The sequence below is a fragment of the Salmonella sp. A29-2 genome, from assembly GCF_020150755.1.
GTDB classification, from domain to species: Bacteria; Pseudomonadota; Gammaproteobacteria; order Enterobacterales; family Enterobacteriaceae; genus Salmonella; species Salmonella enterica.
Genome location: NZ_CP083731.1, coordinates 4,456,942 through 4,478,596 on the forward strand (window position 1 = coordinate 4,456,942; position 21,655 = coordinate 4,478,596).

Sequence of the window (21,655 nt, forward strand, 5' to 3'; positions counted from 1 at the left end):
ATGGCTATGGTCCAACCCAAATCTCAAAAATTACGTCTCTTCATCACGCACCTGGGGCTGCTGATTTTCATCGCGGCGATCATGTTCCCGCTGCTGATGGTCATCGCTATCTCGCTACGTGAGGGGAACTTCGCCACCGGAAGCCTGATCCCGGATAAAATCTCCTGGGAACACTGGCGGCTGGCGCTGGGTTTCAGCGTGGAACATGCGGATGGTCGGGTAACGCCGCCTCCCTTCCCGGTACTGCTGTGGCTGTGGAACTCGGTGAAAATCGCCGGTATTACCGCCATCGGCATCGTGGCGCTCTCCACCACCTGCGCCTACGCTTTCGCACGAATGCGTTTTCCAGGTAAAGCAACACTGCTCAAGGGGATGCTGATTTTCCAGATGTTTCCGGCGGTTTTGTCTCTGGTGGCGCTGTATGCGTTATTTGACCGCCTGGGACAATACATTCCATTTATCGGTCTGAATACGCATGGCGGCGTGATCTTCGCCTATCTTGGCGGCATCGCGCTGCATGTCTGGACGATTAAAGGCTACTTCGAAACTATCGACAGCTCGCTGGAAGAGGCCGCCGCGCTGGATGGCGCAACCCCGTGGCAGGCGTTTCGCCTGGTGCTGCTGCCGCTTTCCGTACCGATTCTGGCGGTGGTGTTTATTCTGTCGTTCATCGCGGCGATTACCGAAGTTCCGGTCGCCTCGTTGTTACTGCGCGATGTGGACAGCTATACGCTGGCCGTGGGTATGCAGCAATATCTCAACCCGCAAAACTACCTGTGGGGCGACTTTGCCGCCGCCGCCGTCCTTTCTGCTATTCCTATCACCCTGGTGTTCCTGTTGGCGCAACGTTGGCTGGTCAACGGCCTGACGGCTGGGGGTGTGAAAGGTTAAGTTTTATCGAAGTACCTGCCCGGCAACGGGCAATGCCACTGCCCTCAACTTATGTTATCCCCACTTATGGTCGTATTTTGGCGCTCTTCGGAGCGCTTTTTTTATGCGTTATAGACAGCGGCTAATTTATTGCCACGCCATACGTCCGTTACGGTGTGGCGACGCCTATTCTCGCCGTAGTCGGTTCGAATTACATAACCACAACGTGATAACCAACAGGAGGATCGCCGCCGAATAGAGTAATACATCCATTGGCGTTTTATGATCGACAATGATCAGACGCACAATCGCCGTGATCCCAATGTACACGAAATAGCGCAGCGGAAAGTGAAGGCCAGACTTAAAGTACTTCACAATCAGCGCAATAAATTCGAAATAAAGAAAGTAGATCACCAGCCCTTCCACCAGTTCATATTTGCTGGCTTGCTCAGGCACGAATAATGCATCCGCCAGATGAACCGTCTCTTTACCGAGAAAAACGACCAGGATCAGACCGAGGGTAAGCAGCCCCAAATTTAGTACGTTTTGTAAAATCGTGGCGATAAACTCAAGACGTGAGCGCGATAATGGCATCATAACAGCCCCCTCTTTCTCTGCGGCGAGGTTTCTGTATAACGCACAAATGTGACGGGCATCTATATTTTTTATTTATGTTTATATTTTGTTCAATAAGATAATTTGCCGGATAGCGCCGTAAACGCCTTGTCCGGCCTGAGTATTAACGGAAATTTACGCTCCTGTCACTGGTCATACCATACAGGCCAAACTTACGGCCAAGCTGTTGACCACCGTCACGCGTCAGCGGCGTCCAGCCAATTGCCGCACGACTTCGGGTTGGGCCGGACGAGAAGATATCCAGCGGCACGGAAACATATACGCCTTTGGTAAAATCCCCTTCCCCATATTCATCCGGCGACGCATCGGTAATCGTCGCGTAACCGCCGACAACGACGCCGCTATCGAAGCGTTTGGCGATCTCCAGCGTACCGCCTTTATCGCCCGCCAGATACTGACCAACGCTGGCTTTCACCAGCACATCCTGGGCGAACGACGGCGTCCAGTATGCGGTCAAATGTCCGGTCTTCACGCTGTAATCGGTAAACTTCATCATATCCTGCGCGCTACGCCAGTCACGCTGTTTCACGTAGTTGGCATCCAGACCAAACGCCCAATTGCTGTCTACCGGGCGATACAGGACTTCCGCCCCGGCACCGCCAAACATGGTCTCCAGATAACCGCCGTAGACCTGCCCATAGAAACCATTGCCAAAATACTGGAAGTAGTTGGCCTGTAGGTTATTCACATAAACATCGTTCTGCACATACTCACGGACATGCGTACGCACCCGCGGCAGATGCGAGTCCTTCGGCGGATTGGTGTAGTTAAATTTGTCGTAGTTGTTGGCGATATTGGCAAACACGCTGCCCGTGGTGAGCAAATGATCCGTGACCCACAGATCCGCAGTTCCCATTACGCCCAACTGATACATATAGAAGTTTTCCGGGCCGCCTACCGACTGATTCAGCACGGGATCAAGATGAAAATCAACGCGCGACTTGTCGATATACCAGCCCTGTTCAGTACTCTCTGGCACGATCGGCTCCACGCGTTTTTGCGCCAGCGGGGTTTCATGTCCCAGCGGTTCGCCTTCCAGATGGCGTTTCAGGCTGGCGACATCGGTTTCAGTGGTGACCTGCGGCAGATTAAGGCGGTTTTCCGTCACGCGGATCGTGCGGATCCCCTCCGGCAGATCGTTCATGACGATCCGGTTAGCGCGCACGATCCCTTCACGGGAGTCGCGGTACTTCACCTGTTCACCGGTAACGTATAGCGTATCGCCTTTGACCTGGATTTTCGGGTCCGCCAGACCGGCATTATATTTCAATAACGTTAATTGATTAGCCACTACCGAATGTTGCAGGATGGCATCCTGCGGCTGTGGTCGGTATTGCGGGCGTGAATTGTCATGATACGCGGGACGTAAATCGTTGAAATTGGTGCGCAGCGTAACGCCAAACATAAAGGTGTTGCCGCGCTCGTAGCTGAGGTTAACGTCGGCCCAATCGGTGACGCGGTAAATGGCGCCGACGTTAAACTTGCTCTTCTGTTCCAGTTTCCCCGCAAAATCCTGCTGATAGTTATTGCCTTCATACTCCAGCTTCAGGCGTAGCGGTTGCCACGGGGTCTGGTATTCCACGCCGCCAAACAGCGAAGCCGGGCCGTGAAACATATCGCTACCGTCGACGGAACCGGCCTCTTTATAGCTGTTATCACGCGAACAGAATTTATCACTATACGAACAGAAAGGATTAGACACATTGCCGCTGGTGCCAAGATAGCCCCAGCCGAGACCTAATGAAAAATCAAATGGCCCCCAGGCCTTACTCGCTACAATATATTCCGCATCAAACAGCCCCGTCCCGCCGATATCGCGCGCGCCAACCGCCACCTGCGGCATCCAGTAACTCTCTTCCCACAACCGCAGTTTCACATCAAACGCTTTATCTTTGTAAGTCTGGTCGCCGGAGAATGATTCCACGCTGCTGTACTTTTTCGTACGGACATCGGTATAGCGCAACGTGGTTTCCAGCCACGGGAAAAGCTGAACCGAAGCCGAGTAGTAGCGGTACTGATCGTTATCGCGATAGTTCAGGCTCATCTCCCCTTCACGCGCCATACGCGCTGTCGGCGTTTGCAGCAGGCCCACGCCGCCAAAGTCAGATTGTGAAGGCCCAACAGGGGCTGGATATGTTTCGGCATGGCAGGCCGCGCTAATACCCAGCGCCAGCACGCTGAGCAGATGTGTTTTTTTCATTATTCCGGTATCCGCTGCGTCAGGGTATGAAGAATGTCGGCATTTATCGCCTCCGGCGTGCCGCGCCAAAGGGAATCGGCAAAACCGACAAAAATGATGCTGCCGGGCATTGGCTCGATATGACGTTTATTCCAGTAAGCCACCGGCGCTTTTTGGCTGCGTCCATCAGGGTAAACCACCCAGGCATAGCTACGATCCGCGCCGCTGAGTAAGCGCTGACCCTCGAGATAACTGGCGACGTCCCGCCCAGGGACGAACGGCTGGCTGCCCGGCTGGCTAATCAAGCCAAAGAGCGTCACCTGCGTGGGTTGCGGCCCGACCCAGAGCGTGTAGTGACCTTGCAGCGGCGGGTTACCACGTTCGCTCACCCGAACTACGTCAGGATCAAGATTCACGAATTGTCTGCCCGTCACCTTCACCGCCTGAATCTGTCGGCGCAGTGTGTTTATCGCCGCCGCCGCATCGCCATCTTCCTCAGCGCTGAGCGCCGCCAGTCGCCCGAGAAGTTCCTGCTGCTGTTGACGCGCCGTCACGGTCGCCTGTTCTTCGCCTATCACCGCCGCAGGCCACCAGCTCGTTGCCAGGCGCGGCTGTCCGACTAAATCGAGCAGACGCTCAGCGTCTGTCAGCGTTTTAGGCTCGCTATTACCCTGGGTAAAAACGGTAACAGTGCCGCTGGCAAAGGCGGATGACGCGATAAAGGCCAGCGCCAGCGCGCTTATCGTCCTTTTCATCATGATTTTGCCGCCTTAATCAGCGTGGTTTTCACCGGAAAGTAATTCGCGCCCAGATACTGTTCCGTCTGGCGAATTTGGCCTTCGCTATCAATCCAGTAGCGATTACGCCAGCGCGTTTGATCGGTCGTCACTTCTTCATCCAGCACCCGCACGGCGGTCTCTTCACTGCCGACGCTAACGCTATCGGTCCCTCGCCATGTAAAAACGGAACGGGCGGTGGCGTAACGCACCTGGCGATGTTCGGTCCAGCCCAGGGTGCGAGTCCAGGTCGCACCATCGATAATCTGTCCTGGTTTCGCCAGCGGGTCGGTCGCCAGATTATTCACATCGATCAGGTTGTCGCCGCCGAGCAGAGTTTTGACCAGACGGCCATGCTGCGTCACGATCGTCGCGCCATCCTGCGTCACCCATTTCTGCTGCCCGTTTTCCGAGAAAGCGAGCACCACAAACAGTTGAGGACCGCCGTTAAGCTGCATGTACTGGCTGGCATAAGGCATGTTTTGAATATCGTCATCCGTTAGCTGTACGCCTGGCGTACCGAACAAACTGTCCCACAGTGAATCGCCCAGGCCTTTAGTGGTGGCCGAACACGCCTGTAATAGCAGGCAAATCAGGATAAGTGCGAGTCGCTTCACGACGCTTCTCCAGAGGGGCAAAATAACCACACCGGAGTGTGGTTATGGTTAAACGTACCGATACTACTGGGTACTGGTGGTCGTGGTGGTCGTGGTTCCGGTATTAGAACCATCGCCGCCGCCGGTTGCCGCTAACGCGACGCCCACCGCCGAACTTACGGTGCTAACGCTGGTAGCGGAGGAGCTTCCCGCCGATACCGACGTCGCTGCCGACCCTGCCGCTTCACCCACCTGAACGGGGGCTGCCGAGACAGATGTCGCCGCAAGCGCGGTTATGGCAAAAATGCCATACAGTACTTTTTTCATCATAATTTCCCTTCATTGAATGAATGGAGATTTACCCAAAAGAATTTCGGGCGCTACCGAGTATACACAACCAAAGCAGGCGGATTATGTCCGGGAGAAATAACAGCGAGGTTTTAGGATAATTAAACTTTAAAGAAGTAACGCCTACATTATTTAATTAACAAACAAATAAAATCAATAAGTTAAAATTAAACTAAAAGACATCGGCATCCGTATAATCTGAAAATAACGCAGAGTGATTTTCTGGTTATTGCTTATTTTAGGATTAAGCTCAATATAAAATTGTGGGGATAAAGACGGACAAGCGGAATTATCTTATAAAAAAAGCCGATGTGAATATCGGCCTTTTTATTATCTTATTCTCTTTTTGCCGGATGGCGGCGAAACGCTTTATCCGGCCTACAGACGCTATGCATTACGTAGACCGGATAAGCGCAGCGCCATCAGGCGCGCCAGGCTTTATAACGGTTAATCAGACCGTTGGTAGAGCTATCATGGGACGAAATAGCTTTATCATCGCCCAGCTCCGGCAGAATACGGTTAGCCAACTGTTTACCCAACTCAACGCCCCACTGGTCGAAAGTAAAGATGTTCAGGATGGCGCCCTGCGTAAAGATTTTATGCTCATACAACGCAATCAGCGCGCCCAGGCTGAACGGCGTAATTTTGCGCAGCAGTATAGAGTTGGTCGGGCGGTTGCCTTCAAACACTTTGAATGGCACAACGTGTTCAAGCTGCGCCGGATCTTTACCCTGATCGCGATATTCCTGCTCAACCACCTCGCGGGATTTACCAAACGCCAGCGCTTCGGTCTGCGCGAAGAAGTTAGACAGCAGCTTCTGATGATGATCGGATAGCGGGTTATGGGTGATAGCCGGGGCGATAAAGTCACACGGCACCATTTTAGTACCCTGGTGAATCAATTGATAAAACGCGTGCTGACCGTTGGTGCCTGGTTCGCCCCAGATAATTGGGCCTGTCTGGTAATCCACGGCGTTGCCGTTACGGTCAACGTATTTACCGTTGGATTCCATGTTGCCCTGCTGGAAGTAGGCGGCGAAACGGTGCATATACTGGTCGTACGGCAGAATGGCTTCGGTTTCCGCGCCGAAGAAATTGTTGTACCAGATGCCAATCAACGCCAGCAGAATGGGTAGGTTTTTCTCCGCCGGAGTGGTGGAGAAATGCTTGTCCATCGCGTGCGCGCCGGAAAGCAGCTCGACAAAGTTGTCGAAACCGACGGACAGAATAATGGACAGCCCGATGGCAGACCACAGCGAGTAACGACCGCCGACCCAGTCCCAGAACTCGAACATATTGGCCGTGTCGATACCAAATTCGCCGACCGCTTTGGCGTTGGTGGAGAGCGCAGCAAAGTGTTTCGCCACGTGTTTTTCATCGCCTGCAGTTTTCAGGAACCAGTCGCGCGCGCTGTGGGCGTTGGTCATGGTTTCCTGGGTGGTGAAGGTTTTCGACGCCACCAGGAACAGAGTCGTTTCTGGGTTCACTTTCTTCAGCACTTCAGCGATGTGGGTACCATCAACGTTAGAGACGAAGTGCATAGTCAGATGATTTTTATACGGACGCAGCGCTTCGGTCACCATGAACGGGCCGAGGTCGGAACCGCCGATACCAATGTTCACCACGTCGGTGATGGCCTTACCGGTGTAGCCTTTCCACTGACCGGAGATAATCGCTTGCGAGAAAGTTTTCATTTTCTCAAGCACGGCGTTCACTTCCGGCATCACATCTTTGCCGTCCACAATGATCGGCGTATTGCTACGGTTACGCAGCGCCACGTGCAGCACGGCGCGATCTTCGGTGCGGTTGATCTTCTCGCCGGAGAACATGGATTTAATCGCGCCGGCCAGATCGGTCTCTTTCGCCAGATCCTGTAATTTTGCCAGCGTCTCTTCGGTGATGCGGTTTTTGGAGAAATCCACCAGCATCAGATCGTCAAACGTCGCGGAAAATTTAGCAAAACGGTCGCTATCGTTCGCAAAAAGCTCAGCGATCGTAACGTCTTTCATTTCATCGTAGTGTTTCTGGAGCGCCTGCCAGGCAGAAGTCTGCGTTGGATTGATGTTTTTCATTAGCAATACTCTTCTGATTTGAGAATTGTGACTGGGATCGATTGTAACGCCAGTCACAGAAAAGTGTGATTGTTTTAGTGCCGTTGCCCCAGGCACTGTCGAATGAGGATAAAAAGTATATACCCTAAATAATTCGAGGTGCAGAAAGGCGGCAAGTGGGTATCGGGGTTATAAGCGCTGTTACTGAGCCTAAACTCAGCATAAAAAATCCGCATAATCCCAACGTTGACAGTCCAGGCCACAACTTTTATTTATAAATACGTTACTTGCATTTGCGCCTGCACCGGTTTCTGTTCTGCCCTTGTGCCATGGTCGCGTTTTTCATTTCCTGACACGAGGTTGATATGACAGAGATCGTTGTTTCCAAATTTGGCGGTACCAGCGTCGCTGATTTTGACGCCATGAACCGTAGCGCGGATATCGTACTTTCCGACGCCAATGTTCGTTTAGTCGTGCTTTCCGCGTCTGCCGGCATCACTAACCTGCTGGTGGCGCTGGCCGAAGGGATGGAGCCTGGCGAACGTTTCGCTACGCTCGACGCCATCCGTAAAATCCAGTTCGATATCCTTGATCGTCTGCGTCATCCGAATGTCATTCGCGAAGAGATTGAACGCCTGCTGGAAAACATCACTATTCTGGCGGAGGCGGCATCGCTGGCGACATCGGCAGCCCTGACCGATGAACTGGTCAGCCACGGCGAGCTGATGTCTACCCTGCTATTTGTTGAGATCCTGCGTGAACGCGACGTACAGGCCCACTGGTTCGACGTGCGCAAAGTGATGCGTACCAGCGATCGCTTTGGTCGTGCGGAACCGGACGTCGCAGCGCTTGCGGAACTGGCCGCGCAGCAGTTGCTCCCGCGCCTGAGCGAAACTTTGGTCATTACTCAGGGCTTTATCGGCAGTGAAAGCAAAGGCCGCACCACGACGTTAGGCCGCGGCGGCAGCGACTATACGGCAGCGTTGCTGGCTGAAGCGCTCCATGCCGCGCGGGTTGATATCTGGACAGATGTGCCCGGTATTTACACCACCGACCCGCGCGTGGTGCCCGTCGCGCAGCGAATTGATGAAATCGACTTTGAAGAAGCGGCGGAGATGGCAACCTTCGGCGCAAAAGTACTGCATCCAGCCACCTTACTCCCGGCCGTGCGTAGCGATATCCCGGTCTTCGTTGGCTCCAGTAAAGATCCGCAAGCGGGCGGTACGCTGGTGTGCAATAAAACCCAAAACCCGCCGCTGTTCCGCGCGCTGGCGCTGCGCCGCAATCAAACGCTATTGACGCTGCACAGCCTGAATATGCTGCACTCACGAGGTTTCCTGGCAGAGGTGTTCGGCATTCTGGCGCGGCATAATATTTCGGTAGATCTGATTACCACTTCGGAGGTGAGCGTCGCGCTGACGCTGGATACTACCGGCTCCACCTCCACGGGCGATACGTTACTGACCCAATCCTTATTGATGGAGCTTTCCGCGCTGTGTCGGGTAGAAGTCGAAGAAGGACTGGCGCTGGTCGCGCTGATTGGCAACAACCTGTCAAAAGCCTGCGGTGTTGGTAAAGAAGTGTTTGGCGTCCTGGAACCGTTCAACATTCGCATGATTTGTTACGGCGCCTCCAGCCACAATCTGTGCTTCCTCGTGCCGGGAGACGATGCCGAGAAAGTGGTGCAAAAGCTACATCAGAACTTATTTGAATAATCGCCCTGACACGGCAGCGGGTGAGCGCTATCAGGCAATACGCCGCCGGATGGCGACGCAAGCGCCTTATCCGGCCTGTCGCAGCTCCCGGCGTATAGCGCTTGTCGCTATACGCCATACCCGATATCGCTTACAGCATACGCCGCTGGTGCTGTTTTTCCGTGTGGACCCGCTTAACGATTTTATAGATCCACTGCAGTGTCAAATTGTACTTTTTGGCCAGCTCCGCATAATTACGCCCATCGCACTCGCTGTAAATCTGATAATCCCGTTCCGAGGCCCGGCCAGAGATACCTTTGGGAAAATAAATGCTTTGCCCGCCCCAGTTACGCATCATTCTGTCAGCAATTGCCTGACCGGCATTTTCGGCTGACGCGCTATCAATATTCATGCTTTCAATAAGCACCTGCGACGCATGAAACGCCAGATCGTTAATAATCTCCGGAAGCCGAACCATTTCTTTTGATTTCTGAATCATATTTTATCTCCATATCCAGCACCATGCTTCCCGTGACGGCACCAAAAAGGGAAGCGTAAAAAACGGTGCAATAACTACCTATCAATACATTCAAAATATATATAAATATTTACTATCAACGACATTTAATTATAAATTAAAAGAATGTATATATCGCTTTCAATTTATAATATGTATTTATTTTATAGGTGAAGTAAGCCTTCACTGATGTCATCATTTTACACAATACTGTATGTATATACAGTTAATTTTTTGCATTTTTTTCTGCGTTCGATCAAAAAGATCGCTTTCCTCACGATCGCGTGAGTTTTTAAACTGACTTTAAAAATCAATAAGATAATTTTAATCAAAGATTATTATGACGCAGCAATACCGCCATCGTAGCCTGCCGCAGACACATACTGACTCTCCGCAGGCAGCCTCTACCCCCTGCCCCGAAAGCTTTATTTATTCGTTTATTTGTTGGCATTTGACACCATGCGCTAAACATTTTTTAAAGTTATTTATTAAAGCCCTTTTCGTTCTTCCGCTATGGGGAAAAGCGATACTTCTCTCTCAATTATCAGGAGATAGAGTATGCGAAAAATTATTGTTCCCCGACTTTCCGGCTGGCTGATTGCCTCTGTCGTACTGTTTGCGCTTATCGGCTGGACATCATCAGCACAAATTCCGGTCGTCATCTATAAACTCAGCCTGGTTTCGTTATCAGCGGTGCTGGGTTACTGGCTCGACCGCAGTCTTTTCCCCTGGGCGCGTCCCGACTCCTTCTGTCCCTGGGAAGAATCGCTGTGCTGCGCCGCTGCGATGATTCGTCGCGCGATCATCGTTGCGGCAATTTGCCTTGCCGTCGCGCTGGGGCTGTAACGATGCGTTATCAATACGTATGCCTGGTCTGCGCTATGACTTTCTTGTCTGCCGACGCTGCCGAACCGCCGCGCGCTTCTCTGCAATGGCGAAACGAAGTGATTCGTACCGCGCGCGAAATCTGGGGGCTTAACGCCCCCGTTGCGGATTTTGCCGGGCAACTACATCAGGAATCCGGCTGGGCGCCTGACGCGCTTTCTCCGGCTGGCGCGCAGGGTATGGCGCAATTTATGCCTGCAACGACAAAATGGGTGAGCCAGTTGTACCCGGAACTCCACGAAAACAAGCCGTTTAATCCCGCCTGGGCGATACGCGCGCTGGTACAGTATGACCGCCAGTTGTGGAAAAGCGTGTCAGCAAAAAATAGCTGCCAGCGAATGGCTTTCACTCTGAGCGCCTATAACGGCGGGCAAGGCTGGGTTAACAGAGATAAAAAGCTGGCCGCCGCAAAGGGGTTGGATGCGTCCATCTGGTTTGAACATGTAGAACGCGTTAACGCCGGGCGCAGCGCCGCAAACTGGCGCGAGAATCGTCACTATCCCAAAGCGATTTTATACCAACATGCTCCCCGTTATTTGCAATGGGGGCAGGCTAGCTGCATTCATTAATCAGAGGGAGTAATGAAACTCAGTATCGATTTTTGGGAAGTCATCTCCCTCTTACTTTCGTTTGTTGGATTAATGTTTGCTGCCGGTAAATTGCTGCTGGCGCAAATTGAAAAACGGCTGAATGAACGTTTTGAAGCACTGGAAGCTGCCCGACGCGAATCAGAAATAGGTTGGTCCAGGCTGGAGAGAGAATTTCTGGAGTTCCGCGCCGATCTGCCGCTGCATTATGTCCGCAGAGACGACTATCTGCGCGGCCAGGCCGTTCTGGAAGCAAAACTGGATGCGCTATATAGCAAAATAGAACTGATTCAACGAGGGAACCATTAAACAAATCCCCGCCGTTTATACGCCGGGGATTTGTTATTTGTTTTAACTTTTTTCTCTAAAGGAGATTAAAAGATTCCTGATGCCTGATACATCAAAATACGTCTGAACGATAACGAAGAGAGAATATTATCTCTCCCGGTAAATCAAGGAAAGCGTATATGGAAACATTATCTGTTGTACATACCGTGGCGAATAGACTACGTGAATTAAACCCTGATATGGATATACATATTTCATCAACCGATGCGAAAGTATATATCCCAACAGGACAGCAGGTAACGGTATTAATTCACTACTGCGGTTCGGTTTTTGCCGAACCAGAAAATACGGATGCCACGGTACAAAAACAACTAATCCGGATTTCCGCCACCGTTATTGTTCCGCAAATAAGTGACGCGATAAACGCGCTGGATCGTCTACGTCGCTCGTTGGGGGGCATTGAACTTCCCGACTGCGATCGTCCGCTCTGGCTGGAAAGCGAAAAATATATCGGCGACGCCGCAAACTTCTGCCGTTACGCCCTGAATATGACCGCCAGCACCCTGTTTATCGCGGAACAGGAAAGCAAGGACTCCCCCCTGCTGACAATCGTTAATTATGAGGAAATTCAATGAAATATATCTACAGTGGCCCGGCAAGCGGCGTCACGCTCGCCGACGGTCAGGAAGTCTTACTGTGGCCCAATAGCGAAATCTCGCTGCCGGAAGATAACGAGTGGGTAATCACCATGATTGCCCGCCGTCACCTGGCGCCAGTGGTTACGCAAGAAGTAGAAACTAATGAAGAGGAAATTGTCCATGGCAGCTAATTACCTGCACGGTGTAGAGACCATTGAGATCGAAACCGGCCCACGCCCGGTTAAGGCGGTTAAATCTGCGGTTATTGGTCTGATCGGCACCGCGCCATGCGGCCCGGTTAACCAGCCGACGCTGTGCCTTTCTGAAAGCGACGCGGCGCAGTTTGGCCCAGGCCTGGCAAATTTCACCATCCCGCAGGCGCTGAAGGCGATCTACGATCACGGCGCAGGGACGGTCGTGGTGATTAACGTGCTGAATCCGGCGGTACACAAAAGTACCATTCCCAGTGAAACCGTGAAGGTTGATGACAACGGTCAGATTCAACTCAAGCACGGGGCCGTGCAAACGATGAGTATTGGCCGCAGCACGAACGCCGGAAACGCTTATATCAAAGGCACCGATTACACCATTGATATGCTGACCGGTAAAATCACCTGCATGGGGACCAACCTGAAACCCGGCGTTCAGGCCTATGTAAATTATACTTACGCGGACCCCACCAAAGTGACTGCCGCCGATATTGTTGGCGCGGTAAACACCGCGGGTGACCGTACCGGCATGAAGCTGTTACAGGACACCTGGAACCAGTTTGGTTTTTACGCAAAGATCCTGATTGCGCCGGTCTTTTGTACGCAAAACTCGGTCGCCGTTAAGCTTATCGCTCAGGCAGAAGCGCTGGGAGCCATTACCTACATTGATGCGCCCATCGGCACGACTTTCCAGCAGGTTCTGGCAGGGCGCGGCCCGCAGGGGGCGATTAACTTCAATACCAGTTCCGATCGCGCGCGTCTGTGCTATCCGCACGTTAAAGTGTACGACAGCGCGACGGACAGCGAAGTCCTGGAGCCGCTCTCCTCCCGCGCCGCTGGCCTGCGTGCCAAAGTGGATCTGGAAAAAGGCTTCTGGTGGAGCAACTCCAATCAGGAAATTCAGGGCATTACCGGCGTAGAGCGCTCGCTGTCAGCGATGATCGACGATCCGCAAAGCGAAGTGAATCAACTGAATGAAAACGGCATCACCACCATCTTCAACAGCTATGGCTCCGGTTTGCGCCTGTGGGGCAACCGTACCGCCGCCTGGCCGACGGTTACTCATATGCGTAACTTTGAGAACGTGCGCCGTACCGGCGATGTAATCAACGAATCGATTCGTTATTTCAGCCAGCAGTATATGGATATGCCGATAAACCAGGCGCTGATCGACGCGCTGACCGAATCGGTGAACACCTGGGGTCGCAAGCTGATTGCCGACGGCGCGCTGTTGGGTTTTGAATGCTGGTACGACCCGGCGCGTAACGAACAGACTGAACTGGCAGCCGGGCATCTGTTGCTGAGCTACAAATTCACTCCGCCGCCGCCGCTGGAACGTCTGACGTTTGAAACCGAAATTACCTCTGAATATTTAGTTTCTCTGGAGAGCAATCGCTAATGGCTGGAAAAATTCAAATTAACCGTATTACCAACGCCAATATTTATCTTGATGGTAATAATCTTTTAGGTCGCGCGAGTGAAATTAAACTGCCTGATATCAGCATGATTATGCAGGAGCATAAAGCGCTGGGGATGGTAGGTAAAATTGAACTGCCTGCCGGTTTTGACAAACTGGAAGGTGAAATTAAATGGAACTCGTTTTACCACGACGTCATGCGTAAAACGGCAAACCCGTGGCAGGCGGTGGCATTGCAGTGCCGCTCCAGTATCGATTGTTATAACTCGCAGGGTAAAGCGGATCAGTTAGCGCTGGTGACGCATATGACCGTAATGTTTAAAAAGAACCCGCTGGGAACGTTTAAACAGAATGAAAACCCGGAATTTAGCAGCGCCTTCGGCTGCACTTATATTAAACAGGTGGTTGACGGTGAAACGCTTCTTGAACTGGATTATCTGGCGAATATTTTCCGCGTAAATGGCGCGGATCAATTAAGTGCCTACCGCAATAATATTGGCGGTTAATTACTTCGGGGCTACGGCCCCGAATTTAACACGACGAATAAGGACTACACCATGAACGAAAAATATACCCTGCAATTCCCGTTTACCTCCGCCGCCGGGGAACGTATCGACGTTCTGCAATTACGTCGCCTGAAGGTAAAAGATATGCGCGCCGCGCGACGCGCCAGCGATAAACCGGAAGAGTGGGATGAGCCGCTGATGGCGGCTATGACCGGGCTGGTAGCCGAAGATCTGGCGGAAATGGATCTGCTGGACTATCAGGCATTGCAGAAACGATTTCAGGCCATGCTTAGCATGGCTACAGAACCCACAGCAGTTGTGGCAGGCAATGGCGCTGCTGGCGAGGTGGTTTCACTTTCCGCCCAGTGAAATTGACGCGCTGTCGGTTGACGATTTTACCTGCTGGCTGGACGAAGCCAGCGCGCAAATTAAACACGAATACGACTCGCAGGCTTAATGCCTGCGGGTTTCCTGACCCAAGCCCGGTTCACTCCTTCCCTGTTCTTTTTCCGGCAAGCAGCCTGTTACCGGGCAACTTATACGAGACACTATTTTGGCCAACGACATTATTACTCAGCTTCAGGCGCGTAATGAGACGTTGACGCAGGCAATAGCCCGTTACGGCTCACTCAACGCCAGCACGCTGCACACGCTCAGCTTTGAGCAAACAAAAATCACCCGGCTTACGCAACAGCTCGCTAACTCTGCCCTTCGCCGGGAAGAGAACGATAAACAGCGCGCCGGGTTGCTGGAAAAAACACAAACGTTCGCCGGACAGCTCGGCAAGCTCCTGAACGTTGAGACTCCCGACTGGAAGCTGCCTTACGAATTTCAGGGCAACATGGTCGATATGGCGGCGAAAGGCGGCATGGATAACACCGCGCGGAACGCCCTGAGCCTGAATATCCGCGACTGGAGCCTTGATTTCAATCAGGATCAAAAAGATCTGCAAAGCGCCGCCGCCACGATGATCGAAGGCGGCGTCAGCGCATTGCAGGATCTTAGCCGCTACATGCCCGATATCGCCAAAGCCGCAACCGCCTCCCGCGACAGCGCGCAAAGCTGGGCGCAGGCGGCTCTGGCCACTCGCGACAAACTGAACATCGCCCCTGACGACTTCCGTTTTGCGCAAAATATGCTGTACAGCGTGGCAAAAAGCGGCGGCGGCTCCGTTGCAGAACAAACCCAGTGGATTAACGCCTTTGCCGGAAAAACCGGCGCTCAGGGAAAAGAAGGCATTGCGGAACTGACCGCAACGATGCAAATCGCCATGAAAAACGCTCCTGACGCAGGCGCGGCGGCAGCGAATTTCGACCATTTCCTGAAATCCGCCTTTTCGAAAGAGACGGACAGTTGGTTTGCCCGCCAGGGCGTGGATCTTCAGGGATCGCTGCTGGAGCATCAGCAAAACGGCATCGGCATCACCGAAGCGATGGCCCACATCGTGCAGATGCAACTGGAGAAAATGAACCCGCAGATCCTCGACACCTTCAGGCAAACCATGAAAATTGAGGATCTTTCCGCGCGCGGCGACGCGCTACAGGCCATAACGGAGAAATTTAACCTTGGCGCGATGTTCGGCGATGCGCAAACGCGGGATTTTCTCGCCCCGATGCTGGCGAATATGGACGAATATCGCCAGCTAAAAGCCTCCGCAATGCAGGCGGCGGGGCAACATTTTATTGATGATGACTTCGCCGCGAAAATGACATCGCCCGGAGAACAGACCAAAGCGTTACAACTTTCACTTAACGATCTGTGGCTGACCGTCGGCCTGGCGCTGATGCCCGCCATTGGCGAACTGGCGCAAAGCATCACGCCGCTGGTGCGGCAGTTCAGCGCCTGGCTGCGGGAAAATCCGGCGCTGGTGCAAGGGGTCGCTAAAGTCGTTGGCGTTATCTGGCTGTTCAACGGGGCGCTGAATATTCTCAGGCTGGGAGCAAACCTCATTGCGTCACCGTTTATTCGCCTGATCGATATCTTCCTGAAGGTCAAAGCCGGTCTGGCGCTGGGCGGCGGCAGTCGCGCGCTGTCGGTTCTGAAATCGTTTGGCAACGGTGCGAAAAGCCTGACGATGCTGCTGGGAAATGGCCTGATAAAAGGGCTACGGCTGGTCGGCCAGACGTTTATCTGGCTGGGTCGGGCGCTGCTGATGAACCCTGTCGGCCTGACTATCACCGCTATCGCAGGCGCCGCCTATTTACTTTATCGCTACTGGGAACCGATTTCCGGTTTCTTTGCCGGAGTCTGGGAGCGTATCAAAACCGCCTTTGACGGAGGTATTGCAGGCATCACGCGTCTGATTCTCGACTGGTCGCCGCTGGGGCTGTTTTACCGCGCCTTCGCCAGCGTACTGGACTGGTTTGGCATTGAGCTCCCCGCCAGCTTCAGCGAATTTGGCGGCAATATTCTCGATAGCCTGATCAACGGCATTCTGAATGCGCTTCCTTTCCTGAACGGGGCGATTGAGAAGATAAAAGCGCTGATCCCCGACTGGGCGAAAAGCGCGCTGGGCATCAACGCTGAAATGCCGTCTGTCGCCGCCGCCGTCCCCGGTATTGCCGGAACAATGGTCGCGCAACAGGCCAGCGTGCCGCTGGCATCGGGAGCGAAAGCGGTGACAACCTCGGCCAAAACGATGACCTCGCCGCAGCCTGTGAAGACGAAAAGCGCCGCCACGCCGCCGACGCCAGCCGCGCTTCCCGGCAAATCAGGCGGGAAACCTTATACGCTGCCCTCCCGCGCGCAAAGCAACGTGCAGGTACACTTTTCCCCGCAGGTTACCGTGCAGGGAAGCGGCGCGAATGCCGCTAAAGATATCAACAACGTGCTGTCGCTGAGCAAACGCGAGCTGGAGAGAATGATTAACGATGTCATGGCGCAACAACGGCGCCGGGAGTACGCATAATGTATGCCGTATTAGGCGAAATAGAATTTGACGTCGTCGCTTACTGGGACGAATTTGAAAGCACGATGGGCGTGGATTATACCAGCCATGCCCGTATTGAAGGGAAACCGGGCGTGCAATTTATCGGCGATAAGCTGGACAAAATCACCCTGAAATTCAACTTTCATAGTCAGTATTGCCAGCCGACCACCGAGCTGAACCGTCTGCGGGAAGCGATGACCGCGCACCAGGCGATGGCGCTGGTGTTCGGCAATGGCGATTATCGCGGCTGGTTCGTGATTACCGATCTGACCGCTACCCACCAACACACCGATCCTTACGGTAACGTCATTGCCCAGGGCGGCACTCTGTCGCTACAGGAGTACACCGGCGATCCGAAGAGTCCGTTACTGCCTCCGGCCATCACCACTCAGGAACCGAACATTGACGAGATGTTGGATGAGCTTCCCGACGTTAGCGATTCCTGGTTCGATGAACTGCTGAGCGCCGTCGAAGAGGGTATGCGTGAAGCCAAAGAGATGATGAATGAGGTGGCCGACGCCATTGATGACATCAAAAAAACGATCGCCCAGGCGAAAGAGCTGGTGAAGGAAGCCAAAGCGCTGAAAGAAAAATGCGGCGATATCGTCGATTCGCTGAAAAAAACCATTAGCGCGATAGACGCGCTGTTCCAGCAGCCGCTGGATTTGCAAACGCTGGCCGGGCTGCCGAAAGCGCTGGCGGCGAAAATGCAGGAACTGATCGACAGCCTGCCGGGGATCCGCGAATGCGCGGGCGATGCCGGCACGCTTATCGAACACGCCGAATCGCTGTTTGACGCTATCACCAGCAGCGTCGCGGAAGCGACTTACGACAGCGCCGCGACGCTGGTCAATCAGGCGCGCGGCACGCTGCAAACAAGCGCCCCTGACGTGAGCCAGCTTGCTGCCACCGATATTACGAGGAGTCTGTAATGCGCTACCTTGAACATGTCACTACCGACGGCGAACGCTGGGATAATCTCGCCTGGCGCTATTACGGCGATGCGCTGGCCTACGAACGCATCATCGCGGCCAATCCGCACGTCGCTATTATGCCGGTTTTGCCGTCAGGCGTGCGGCTGATCATCCCGGTTATCAGCGTTACGCAAACGACCCCGGAGCTACCGCCATGGCTGAGATAACGGTATCCGGCGGGGTGTTCGCCACCCTGACGCCCATTTTTACCCTTTGGTACGGACATAAAGAGATCACTTACGACATCGCGCCTTACGTCACCAGCATCAGTTACAGCGACAGCATTAAAAACGAGTCGGATGTTATTGCCATTGCGCTGGAAGATAGCGCCGGGCGCTGGGTAAACGAATGGTATCCAGGAAAAGGCGACACGCTGGCGCTGCGCCTGGGCTACCAGGGCGAAGATCTGCTCGATTGCGGAATCTATATCATTGATAAAATTGATATCAGCGCGCCACCTTCGACGGTCAATATCGACGGTATCGCCACCTCGGTCAGCAAAGCGCTACGCACCAAAAACAGCCAGGGCTTTGAGGAGACGACGCTTTCCGCCATCGCCAGTCGCATCGCGCAAAAACACGGTTTAACACTGGCGGGCAAGATTGCGCCGCTGACGATTGATCGGGTCACGCAATATGCCGAAACCGATGTGGCGTTTCTCAAACGGCTGGCGAGTGAATATGGCTATACCGTGAAAGTGACGGCGACGGAGCTGATCTTTTCGCATCTGCCGACGCTGCGCTGTCTGGCGCCGGTGAAGACGCTCAGGCGGACGGATGTTTCGCACTACACGTTCAAAGATACCATCAACCGGATCTACAAAAACGCCACCGTGCAGCATCAAAATAGCAAGCAAAAAGAACTGGTTATTTATACCCATGATAGCCAGGAAAAGACCTCGGCGCGCGGTGCGGCGACCAGCGCCGATACCCTGAAGATCAACAGTCGCGCTCCGGATACCGGCGCGGCGCAGGCTAAAGCCAATGCCGCGCTGGACAGCCACAACGAATACCAGCAAACCGGCACGCTCACCCTGATGGGCTGCCCGCAGTTGACGGCGGGCAACAAGATAGAACTGAGCGATTTTGGCGTACTTTCCGGGCAGTGGCTGATTGATAAATCCATGCACAAACTCACGCGCAGCGGCGGCTACACTACCGAAATCGACATTTCACGCGGACCGGCAACCAGCCAGTAAGGAGGCAATATGAAAGGCGTTACCCGCCAGACGGGTATTATCAGCGATATTGATGAGGCGGTCGTGCGCGTCAGAGTCACTCTACCGGAGTGCGATAACCTGCGCAGTAACTGGCTTGCGGTGCTGCAACGCAACACGCAGGACAACAAAGATTACTGGTTGCCGGATATTGGCGAACAGGTGGAAGTTTTGCTCGACGACAACGGCGAGGATGGGGTGGTGCTGGGCGCGGTCTACTCCAGCGTGGATACCGCGCCGCTGGCCTCGCGCGACAAGCGCTACGTGCAGTTTTCCGACGGCGCGGCCTTTGAATATGACCGTGCGTTACACCAGCTCACCGTCAACGGCGGCATAGAAAAAATCGTCATTGAAGTGAAGGAACGTACGCAGCTTACTTCACCGCAAGTAGAGGTCAGGGCGCAGCACGTCACGGTGATATCAGAAACCGTAGACGTGGCGGCCACCTCCGTGGGCGTCAAGGCGGTAGATGTCAACGTGGAAGCGCCCCATACGGGCATTAAAGCGCTGAATGTCACCGTCGATGCGCCGCTCAGCACCTTTACCGGCGACGTTACCGTGATGAAAAAACTCACCTGGCTTGGCGGTATGGCCGGTAGCGGCGGCGTCGGAAACAGCGCGGTTATCACGGGCAACGTGAATGTCCTCGGCAACGTTAACGCCAGCGGCACGCTGATGGACAACGGCGGCAACTCTAACCACCACTCCCACTAACCTGCAAATTGCTGCTGGATGGTGGCTTCGCCTTATCCAGCCTGCAAAAGGTGCATAAACACCGGCCCGGTAAGCGCAAAAGCGCCACCGGGCAAATTGCTGGAGGATATTTATTTTCAGCGCAACGTGATTAGTCCCTTTTCGCGCGCTATTTCCGATGAAAATGTAATCACTTTGCGCTGCAAATATTGCATATATGTATATTGGAAAACTAACGCTATTTTTTACTTTAACTTCGCCCTGCTTACATAAAATCTGCTGTTCAGGAATGATCCTCTCAGTTTTGTCTGGTAGACTTCGCTGAATTACAACTTCTTGATTGCTATAATGATAAAATTATTTATAAAGTACGTTTCGATAGGCGTACTTAATACTGCTTTGCACTGGGCTATCTTTGCCCTTTGCGTCTATGGATTTCAAACAAGTCAGGCTTTGGCAAACGTAACGGGCTTTGCTGTCGCTGTCAGTTTTAGTTTTTTCGCTAACGCCCGGTTTACCTTTGGAGCCAGCGTATCAACCGGACGTTATTTGCTGTACGTCGGTTTTATGGGCGTGCTGAGCGCCGTCGTGGGATGGACAGGCGACAAGTGTGCTATGCCTCCCATTTTTACGCTCATTGTATTTTCCGCAATTAGCCTTATTTGCGGATTTTTATATTCCAGATTCATTGTTTTCAGGAATGAGAAATGAAAATTTCATTAGTGGTTCCCGTCTTTAATGAAGAGGACGCGATCCCTATTTTCTATAAAACGGTCAGAGAATACAGTTCACTTAAACCTTATAACGTTGAGATTATCTTCGTTAATGATGGGAGTCACGATGCGACTGAATCAATCATCAGCGCATTAGCTGTTGCCGATCCTCTTGTTGTTCCGATCTCATTTACCCGCAATTTTGGTAAAGAACCTGCACTTTTTGCCGGATTGGATTACGCGACCGGAGATGTGGTGATCCCTATCGATGTTGATTTACAAGATCCCATCGAAGTAATCCCACATTTGATCAATAAATGGCAGGCTGGTGCAGAAATGGTGCTGGCTAAGCGTATCGATCGTTCAACGGATGGCCACCTGAAGCGTAAAAGCGCTGAGTGGTTCTACAGGCTGCATAACAAAATCAGTACGCCAAAGATTGAAGAGAATGTCGGTGATTTTCGATTGATGTCGCGCGAGATTGTAGAAAATATCAAGCTATTACCAGAACGTAACCTTTTCATGAAAGGTATACTTTCATGGGTTGGAGGTCAAACAGATGTTGTCGAATATGCCCGTGCTGAACGTGTCGCAGGTAACTCAAAATTTAATGGCTGGAAACTCTGGAACCTGGCGCTGGAGGGGATTACAAGTTTTTCTACTTTCCCTTTGCGTATCTGGACGTATATAGGAGTGAGCGTTTCTGCCCTCTCCCTGATATATGCCATGTGGATGATCATTGATAAATTGATGTGGGGAAACCCTGTTCCTGGTTATCCTTCGCTTATGACCGCGATTCTCTTCTTAGGCGGCATCCAGCTTATCGGCATAGGCATCATGGGTGAATATATCGGACGCGTTTACACGGAGGTAAAGCAAAGGCCTCGCTATATCGTGAAAAACAAAAAAACAATGATGGAATAATGATGGAAT

Annotated in this window: 25 protein-coding genes; 18 read left to right on the forward strand and 7 right to left on the reverse strand. The window is 52.8% G+C overall.

Annotated elements, in window-relative coordinates:
• The gene (gene malG, locus K8W53_RS21640; RefSeq protein WP_001252081.1) at positions 1-891 is read left to right on the forward strand and encodes a maltose ABC transporter permease MalG; all 891 of its coding nucleotides are present in this window, start codon (positions 1-3) and stop codon (positions 889-891) included.
• A 165-nt stretch (positions 892-1,056) separates the two neighbouring features.
• On the opposite strand, the gene psiE is transcribed toward malG, so the two are convergent.
• From psiE to pgi, 6 genes are all read right to left on the reverse strand, one after another.
• Complete coding sequence (gene psiE, locus K8W53_RS21645) at positions 1,057-1,467, reverse strand: phosphate-starvation-inducible protein PsiE (RefSeq protein ID WP_000982752.1); 411 nt, start codon at positions 1,465-1,467, stop codon at positions 1,057-1,059.
• 142 nt (positions 1,468-1,609) lie between these two features.
• Positions 1,610-3,706 carry a YjbH domain-containing protein gene (locus K8W53_RS21650; protein WP_023224741.1) on the reverse strand — a complete coding sequence of 699 codons (2,097 nt, stop codon included), beginning with the start codon at positions 3,704-3,706 and terminating at the stop codon, positions 1,610-1,612.
• On the reverse strand, positions 3,706-4,443 hold the full coding sequence (locus K8W53_RS21655) for a capsule biosynthesis GfcC family protein (protein ID WP_023216234.1): 738 nt from the start codon (positions 4,441-4,443) through the stop codon (positions 3,706-3,708). Before K8W53_RS21655 ends, K8W53_RS21650 begins: the two co-directional genes overlap by 1 nt.
• Complete coding sequence (locus tag K8W53_RS21660; RefSeq protein ID WP_000824801.1) at positions 4,440-5,078, reverse strand: YjbF family lipoprotein; 639 nt, start codon at positions 5,076-5,078, stop codon at positions 4,440-4,442. The genes K8W53_RS21655 and K8W53_RS21660 overlap by 4 nt, the downstream gene beginning before the upstream one ends.
• A 63-nt stretch (positions 5,079-5,141) precedes the next feature.
• Positions 5,142-5,384, reverse strand: a complete 243-nt coding sequence (gene yjbE, locus K8W53_RS21665) for an exopolysaccharide production protein YjbE (protein WP_001541297.1) — start codon at positions 5,382-5,384, stop codon at positions 5,142-5,144.
• A gap of 443 nt (positions 5,385-5,827) precedes the next feature.
• A complete protein-coding gene (pgi, locus tag K8W53_RS21670) occupies positions 5,828-7,477 on the reverse strand; it encodes a glucose-6-phosphate isomerase (RefSeq protein WP_023224740.1) in 1,650 nt (549 codons plus the stop codon).
• A 344-nt stretch (positions 7,478-7,821) separates the two neighbouring features.
• On the opposite strand from pgi, the gene lysC reads away from it, so the two are divergent.
• Entirely contained in the window at positions 7,822-9,171 is a 1,350-nt protein-coding gene (gene lysC / locus K8W53_RS21675) for a lysine-sensitive aspartokinase 3 (protein ID WP_000136394.1), read from the forward strand.
• Positions 9,172-9,301: 130 nt separating this feature from the next.
• Here the strand turns inward: lysC and K8W53_RS21680 are convergent, their stop codons facing one another.
• Complete coding sequence (locus K8W53_RS21680; RefSeq protein WP_000615248.1) at positions 9,302-9,649, reverse strand: Mor transcription activator family protein; 348 nt, start codon at positions 9,647-9,649, stop codon at positions 9,302-9,304.
• 576 nt (positions 9,650-10,225) lie between these two features.
• Between K8W53_RS21680 and K8W53_RS21685 the strand changes: the two genes are divergently transcribed.
• From K8W53_RS21685 to K8W53_RS21760, 16 genes are all read left to right on the forward strand, one after another.
• Entirely contained in the window at positions 10,226-10,513 is a 288-nt protein-coding gene (locus K8W53_RS21685) for a putative holin (RefSeq protein WP_001226439.1), read from the forward strand.
• Positions 10,514-10,515: 2 nt separating this feature from the next.
• Positions 10,516-11,121, forward strand: coding sequence for a lytic transglycosylase domain-containing protein (locus K8W53_RS21690; RefSeq protein ID WP_023224739.1), 606 nt, complete (start codon positions 10,516-10,518; stop codon positions 11,119-11,121).
• A gap of 12 nt (positions 11,122-11,133) precedes the next feature.
• Complete coding sequence (locus tag K8W53_RS21695) at positions 11,134-11,448, forward strand: hypothetical protein (protein ID WP_000777267.1); 315 nt, start codon at positions 11,134-11,136, stop codon at positions 11,446-11,448.
• Between the two features lie 158 nt (positions 11,449-11,606).
• Complete coding sequence (locus K8W53_RS21700) at positions 11,607-12,062, forward strand: Gp37 family protein (RefSeq protein ID WP_000449440.1); 456 nt, start codon at positions 11,607-11,609, stop codon at positions 12,060-12,062.
• The gene (locus K8W53_RS21705; protein ID WP_000875313.1) at positions 12,059-12,256 is read left to right on the forward strand and encodes a hypothetical protein; all 198 of its coding nucleotides are present in this window, start codon (positions 12,059-12,061) and stop codon (positions 12,254-12,256) included. Before K8W53_RS21700 ends, K8W53_RS21705 begins: the two co-directional genes overlap by 4 nt.
• On the forward strand, positions 12,246-13,673 hold the full coding sequence (locus K8W53_RS21710) for a phage tail sheath family protein (protein WP_000729853.1): 1,428 nt from the start codon (positions 12,246-12,248) through the stop codon (positions 13,671-13,673). The genes K8W53_RS21705 and K8W53_RS21710 overlap by 11 nt, the downstream gene beginning before the upstream one ends.
• Complete coding sequence (locus tag K8W53_RS21715) at positions 13,673-14,197, forward strand: phage major tail tube protein (RefSeq protein ID WP_023224738.1); 525 nt, start codon at positions 13,673-13,675, stop codon at positions 14,195-14,197. Before K8W53_RS21710 ends, K8W53_RS21715 begins: the two co-directional genes overlap by 1 nt.
• A 51-nt stretch (positions 14,198-14,248) precedes the next feature.
• Positions 14,249-14,566, forward strand: coding sequence for a phage tail assembly protein (locus K8W53_RS21720; protein ID WP_001003638.1), 318 nt, complete (start codon positions 14,249-14,251; stop codon positions 14,564-14,566).
• Positions 14,526-14,654: a GpE family phage tail protein gene (locus K8W53_RS21725; RefSeq protein ID WP_023224737.1), complete on the forward strand. Its 129-nt coding sequence runs from the start codon at positions 14,526-14,528 to the stop codon at positions 14,652-14,654. The genes K8W53_RS21720 and K8W53_RS21725 overlap by 41 nt, the downstream gene beginning before the upstream one ends.
• 96 nt (positions 14,655-14,750) lie before the next feature.
• Positions 14,751-17,105 carry a phage tail tape measure protein gene (locus tag K8W53_RS21730; RefSeq protein ID WP_052939511.1) on the forward strand — a complete coding sequence of 785 codons (2,355 nt, stop codon included), beginning with the start codon at positions 14,751-14,753 and terminating at the stop codon, positions 17,103-17,105.
• The gene (locus K8W53_RS21735; RefSeq protein WP_052939512.1) at positions 17,105-18,058 is read left to right on the forward strand and encodes a phage tail protein; all 954 of its coding nucleotides are present in this window, start codon (positions 17,105-17,107) and stop codon (positions 18,056-18,058) included. The genes K8W53_RS21730 and K8W53_RS21735 overlap by 1 nt, the downstream gene beginning before the upstream one ends.
• Entirely contained in the window at positions 18,058-18,267 is a 210-nt protein-coding gene (locus K8W53_RS21740; protein ID WP_001269716.1) for a tail protein X, read from the forward strand. The genes K8W53_RS21735 and K8W53_RS21740 overlap by 1 nt, the downstream gene beginning before the upstream one ends.
• Entirely contained in the window at positions 18,255-19,298 is a 1,044-nt protein-coding gene (locus K8W53_RS21745) for a phage late control D family protein (RefSeq protein ID WP_023224735.1), read from the forward strand. The genes K8W53_RS21740 and K8W53_RS21745 overlap by 13 nt, the downstream gene beginning before the upstream one ends.
• 9 nt (positions 19,299-19,307) lie before the next feature.
• On the forward strand, positions 19,308-20,030 hold the full coding sequence (locus K8W53_RS21750; protein WP_000679393.1) for a phage baseplate assembly protein V: 723 nt from the start codon (positions 19,308-19,310) through the stop codon (positions 20,028-20,030).
• A 327-nt stretch (positions 20,031-20,357) separates the two neighbouring features.
• Complete coding sequence (locus tag K8W53_RS21755) at positions 20,358-20,720, forward strand: GtrA family protein (RefSeq protein WP_000593184.1); 363 nt, start codon at positions 20,358-20,360, stop codon at positions 20,718-20,720.
• Positions 20,717-21,646, forward strand: a complete 930-nt coding sequence (locus K8W53_RS21760; RefSeq protein WP_023137582.1) for a glycosyltransferase family 2 protein — start codon at positions 20,717-20,719, stop codon at positions 21,644-21,646. The genes K8W53_RS21755 and K8W53_RS21760 overlap by 4 nt, the downstream gene beginning before the upstream one ends.
• Positions 21,647-21,655: the final 9 nt, after the last annotated feature.

Coding starts and splice junctions, on each gene's coding strand:
- K8W53_RS21720 (WP_001003638.1), top strand. CDS start 14,249: ATGAACGAAAAATATACCCTGCAATTCCCGTTTACCTCCGCCGCCGGG.
- K8W53_RS21690 (WP_023224739.1), top strand. CDS start 10,516: ATGCGTTATCAATACGTATGCCTGGTCTGCGCTATGACTTTCTTGTCT.
- malG (WP_001252081.1), top strand. CDS start 1: ATGGCTATGGTCCAACCCAAATCTCAAAAATTACGTCTCTTCATCACG.
- K8W53_RS21655 (WP_023216234.1), bottom strand. CDS start 4,443: ATGATGAAAAGGACGATAAGCGCGCTGGCGCTGGCCTTTATCGCGTCA.
- K8W53_RS21700 (WP_000449440.1), top strand. CDS start 11,607: ATGGAAACATTATCTGTTGTACATACCGTGGCGAATAGACTACGTGAA.
- K8W53_RS21650 (WP_023224741.1), bottom strand. CDS start 3,706: ATGAAAAAAACACATCTGCTCAGCGTGCTGGCGCTGGGTATTAGCGCG.
- K8W53_RS21725 (WP_023224737.1), top strand. CDS start 14,526: ATGGCGCTGCTGGCGAGGTGGTTTCACTTTCCGCCCAGTGAAATTGAC.
- K8W53_RS21745 (WP_023224735.1), top strand. CDS start 18,255: ATGGCTGAGATAACGGTATCCGGCGGGGTGTTCGCCACCCTGACGCCC.
- K8W53_RS21715 (WP_023224738.1), top strand. CDS start 13,673: ATGGCTGGAAAAATTCAAATTAACCGTATTACCAACGCCAATATTTAT.
- K8W53_RS21760 (WP_023137582.1), top strand. CDS start 20,717: ATGAAAATTTCATTAGTGGTTCCCGTCTTTAATGAAGAGGACGCGATC.
- K8W53_RS21705 (WP_000875313.1), top strand. CDS start 12,059: ATGAAATATATCTACAGTGGCCCGGCAAGCGGCGTCACGCTCGCCGAC.
- K8W53_RS21680 (WP_000615248.1), bottom strand. CDS start 9,649: ATGATTCAGAAATCAAAAGAAATGGTTCGGCTTCCGGAGATTATTAAC.
- K8W53_RS21685 (WP_001226439.1), top strand. CDS start 10,226: ATGCGAAAAATTATTGTTCCCCGACTTTCCGGCTGGCTGATTGCCTCT.
- lysC (WP_000136394.1), top strand. CDS start 7,822: ATGACAGAGATCGTTGTTTCCAAATTTGGCGGTACCAGCGTCGCTGAT.
- K8W53_RS21710 (WP_000729853.1), top strand. CDS start 12,246: ATGGCAGCTAATTACCTGCACGGTGTAGAGACCATTGAGATCGAAACC.
- pgi (WP_023224740.1), bottom strand. CDS start 7,477: ATGAAAAACATCAATCCAACGCAGACTTCTGCCTGGCAGGCGCTCCAG.
- K8W53_RS21735 (WP_052939512.1), top strand. CDS start 17,105: ATGTATGCCGTATTAGGCGAAATAGAATTTGACGTCGTCGCTTACTGG.
- K8W53_RS21695 (WP_000777267.1), top strand. CDS start 11,134: ATGAAACTCAGTATCGATTTTTGGGAAGTCATCTCCCTCTTACTTTCG.
- K8W53_RS21750 (WP_000679393.1), top strand. CDS start 19,308: ATGAAAGGCGTTACCCGCCAGACGGGTATTATCAGCGATATTGATGAG.
- K8W53_RS21740 (WP_001269716.1), top strand. CDS start 18,058: ATGCGCTACCTTGAACATGTCACTACCGACGGCGAACGCTGGGATAAT.
- psiE (WP_000982752.1), bottom strand. CDS start 1,467: ATGATGCCATTATCGCGCTCACGTCTTGAGTTTATCGCCACGATTTTA.
- yjbE (WP_001541297.1), bottom strand. CDS start 5,384: ATGAAAAAAGTACTGTATGGCATTTTTGCCATAACCGCGCTTGCGGCG.
- K8W53_RS21755 (WP_000593184.1), top strand. CDS start 20,358: ATGATAAAATTATTTATAAAGTACGTTTCGATAGGCGTACTTAATACT.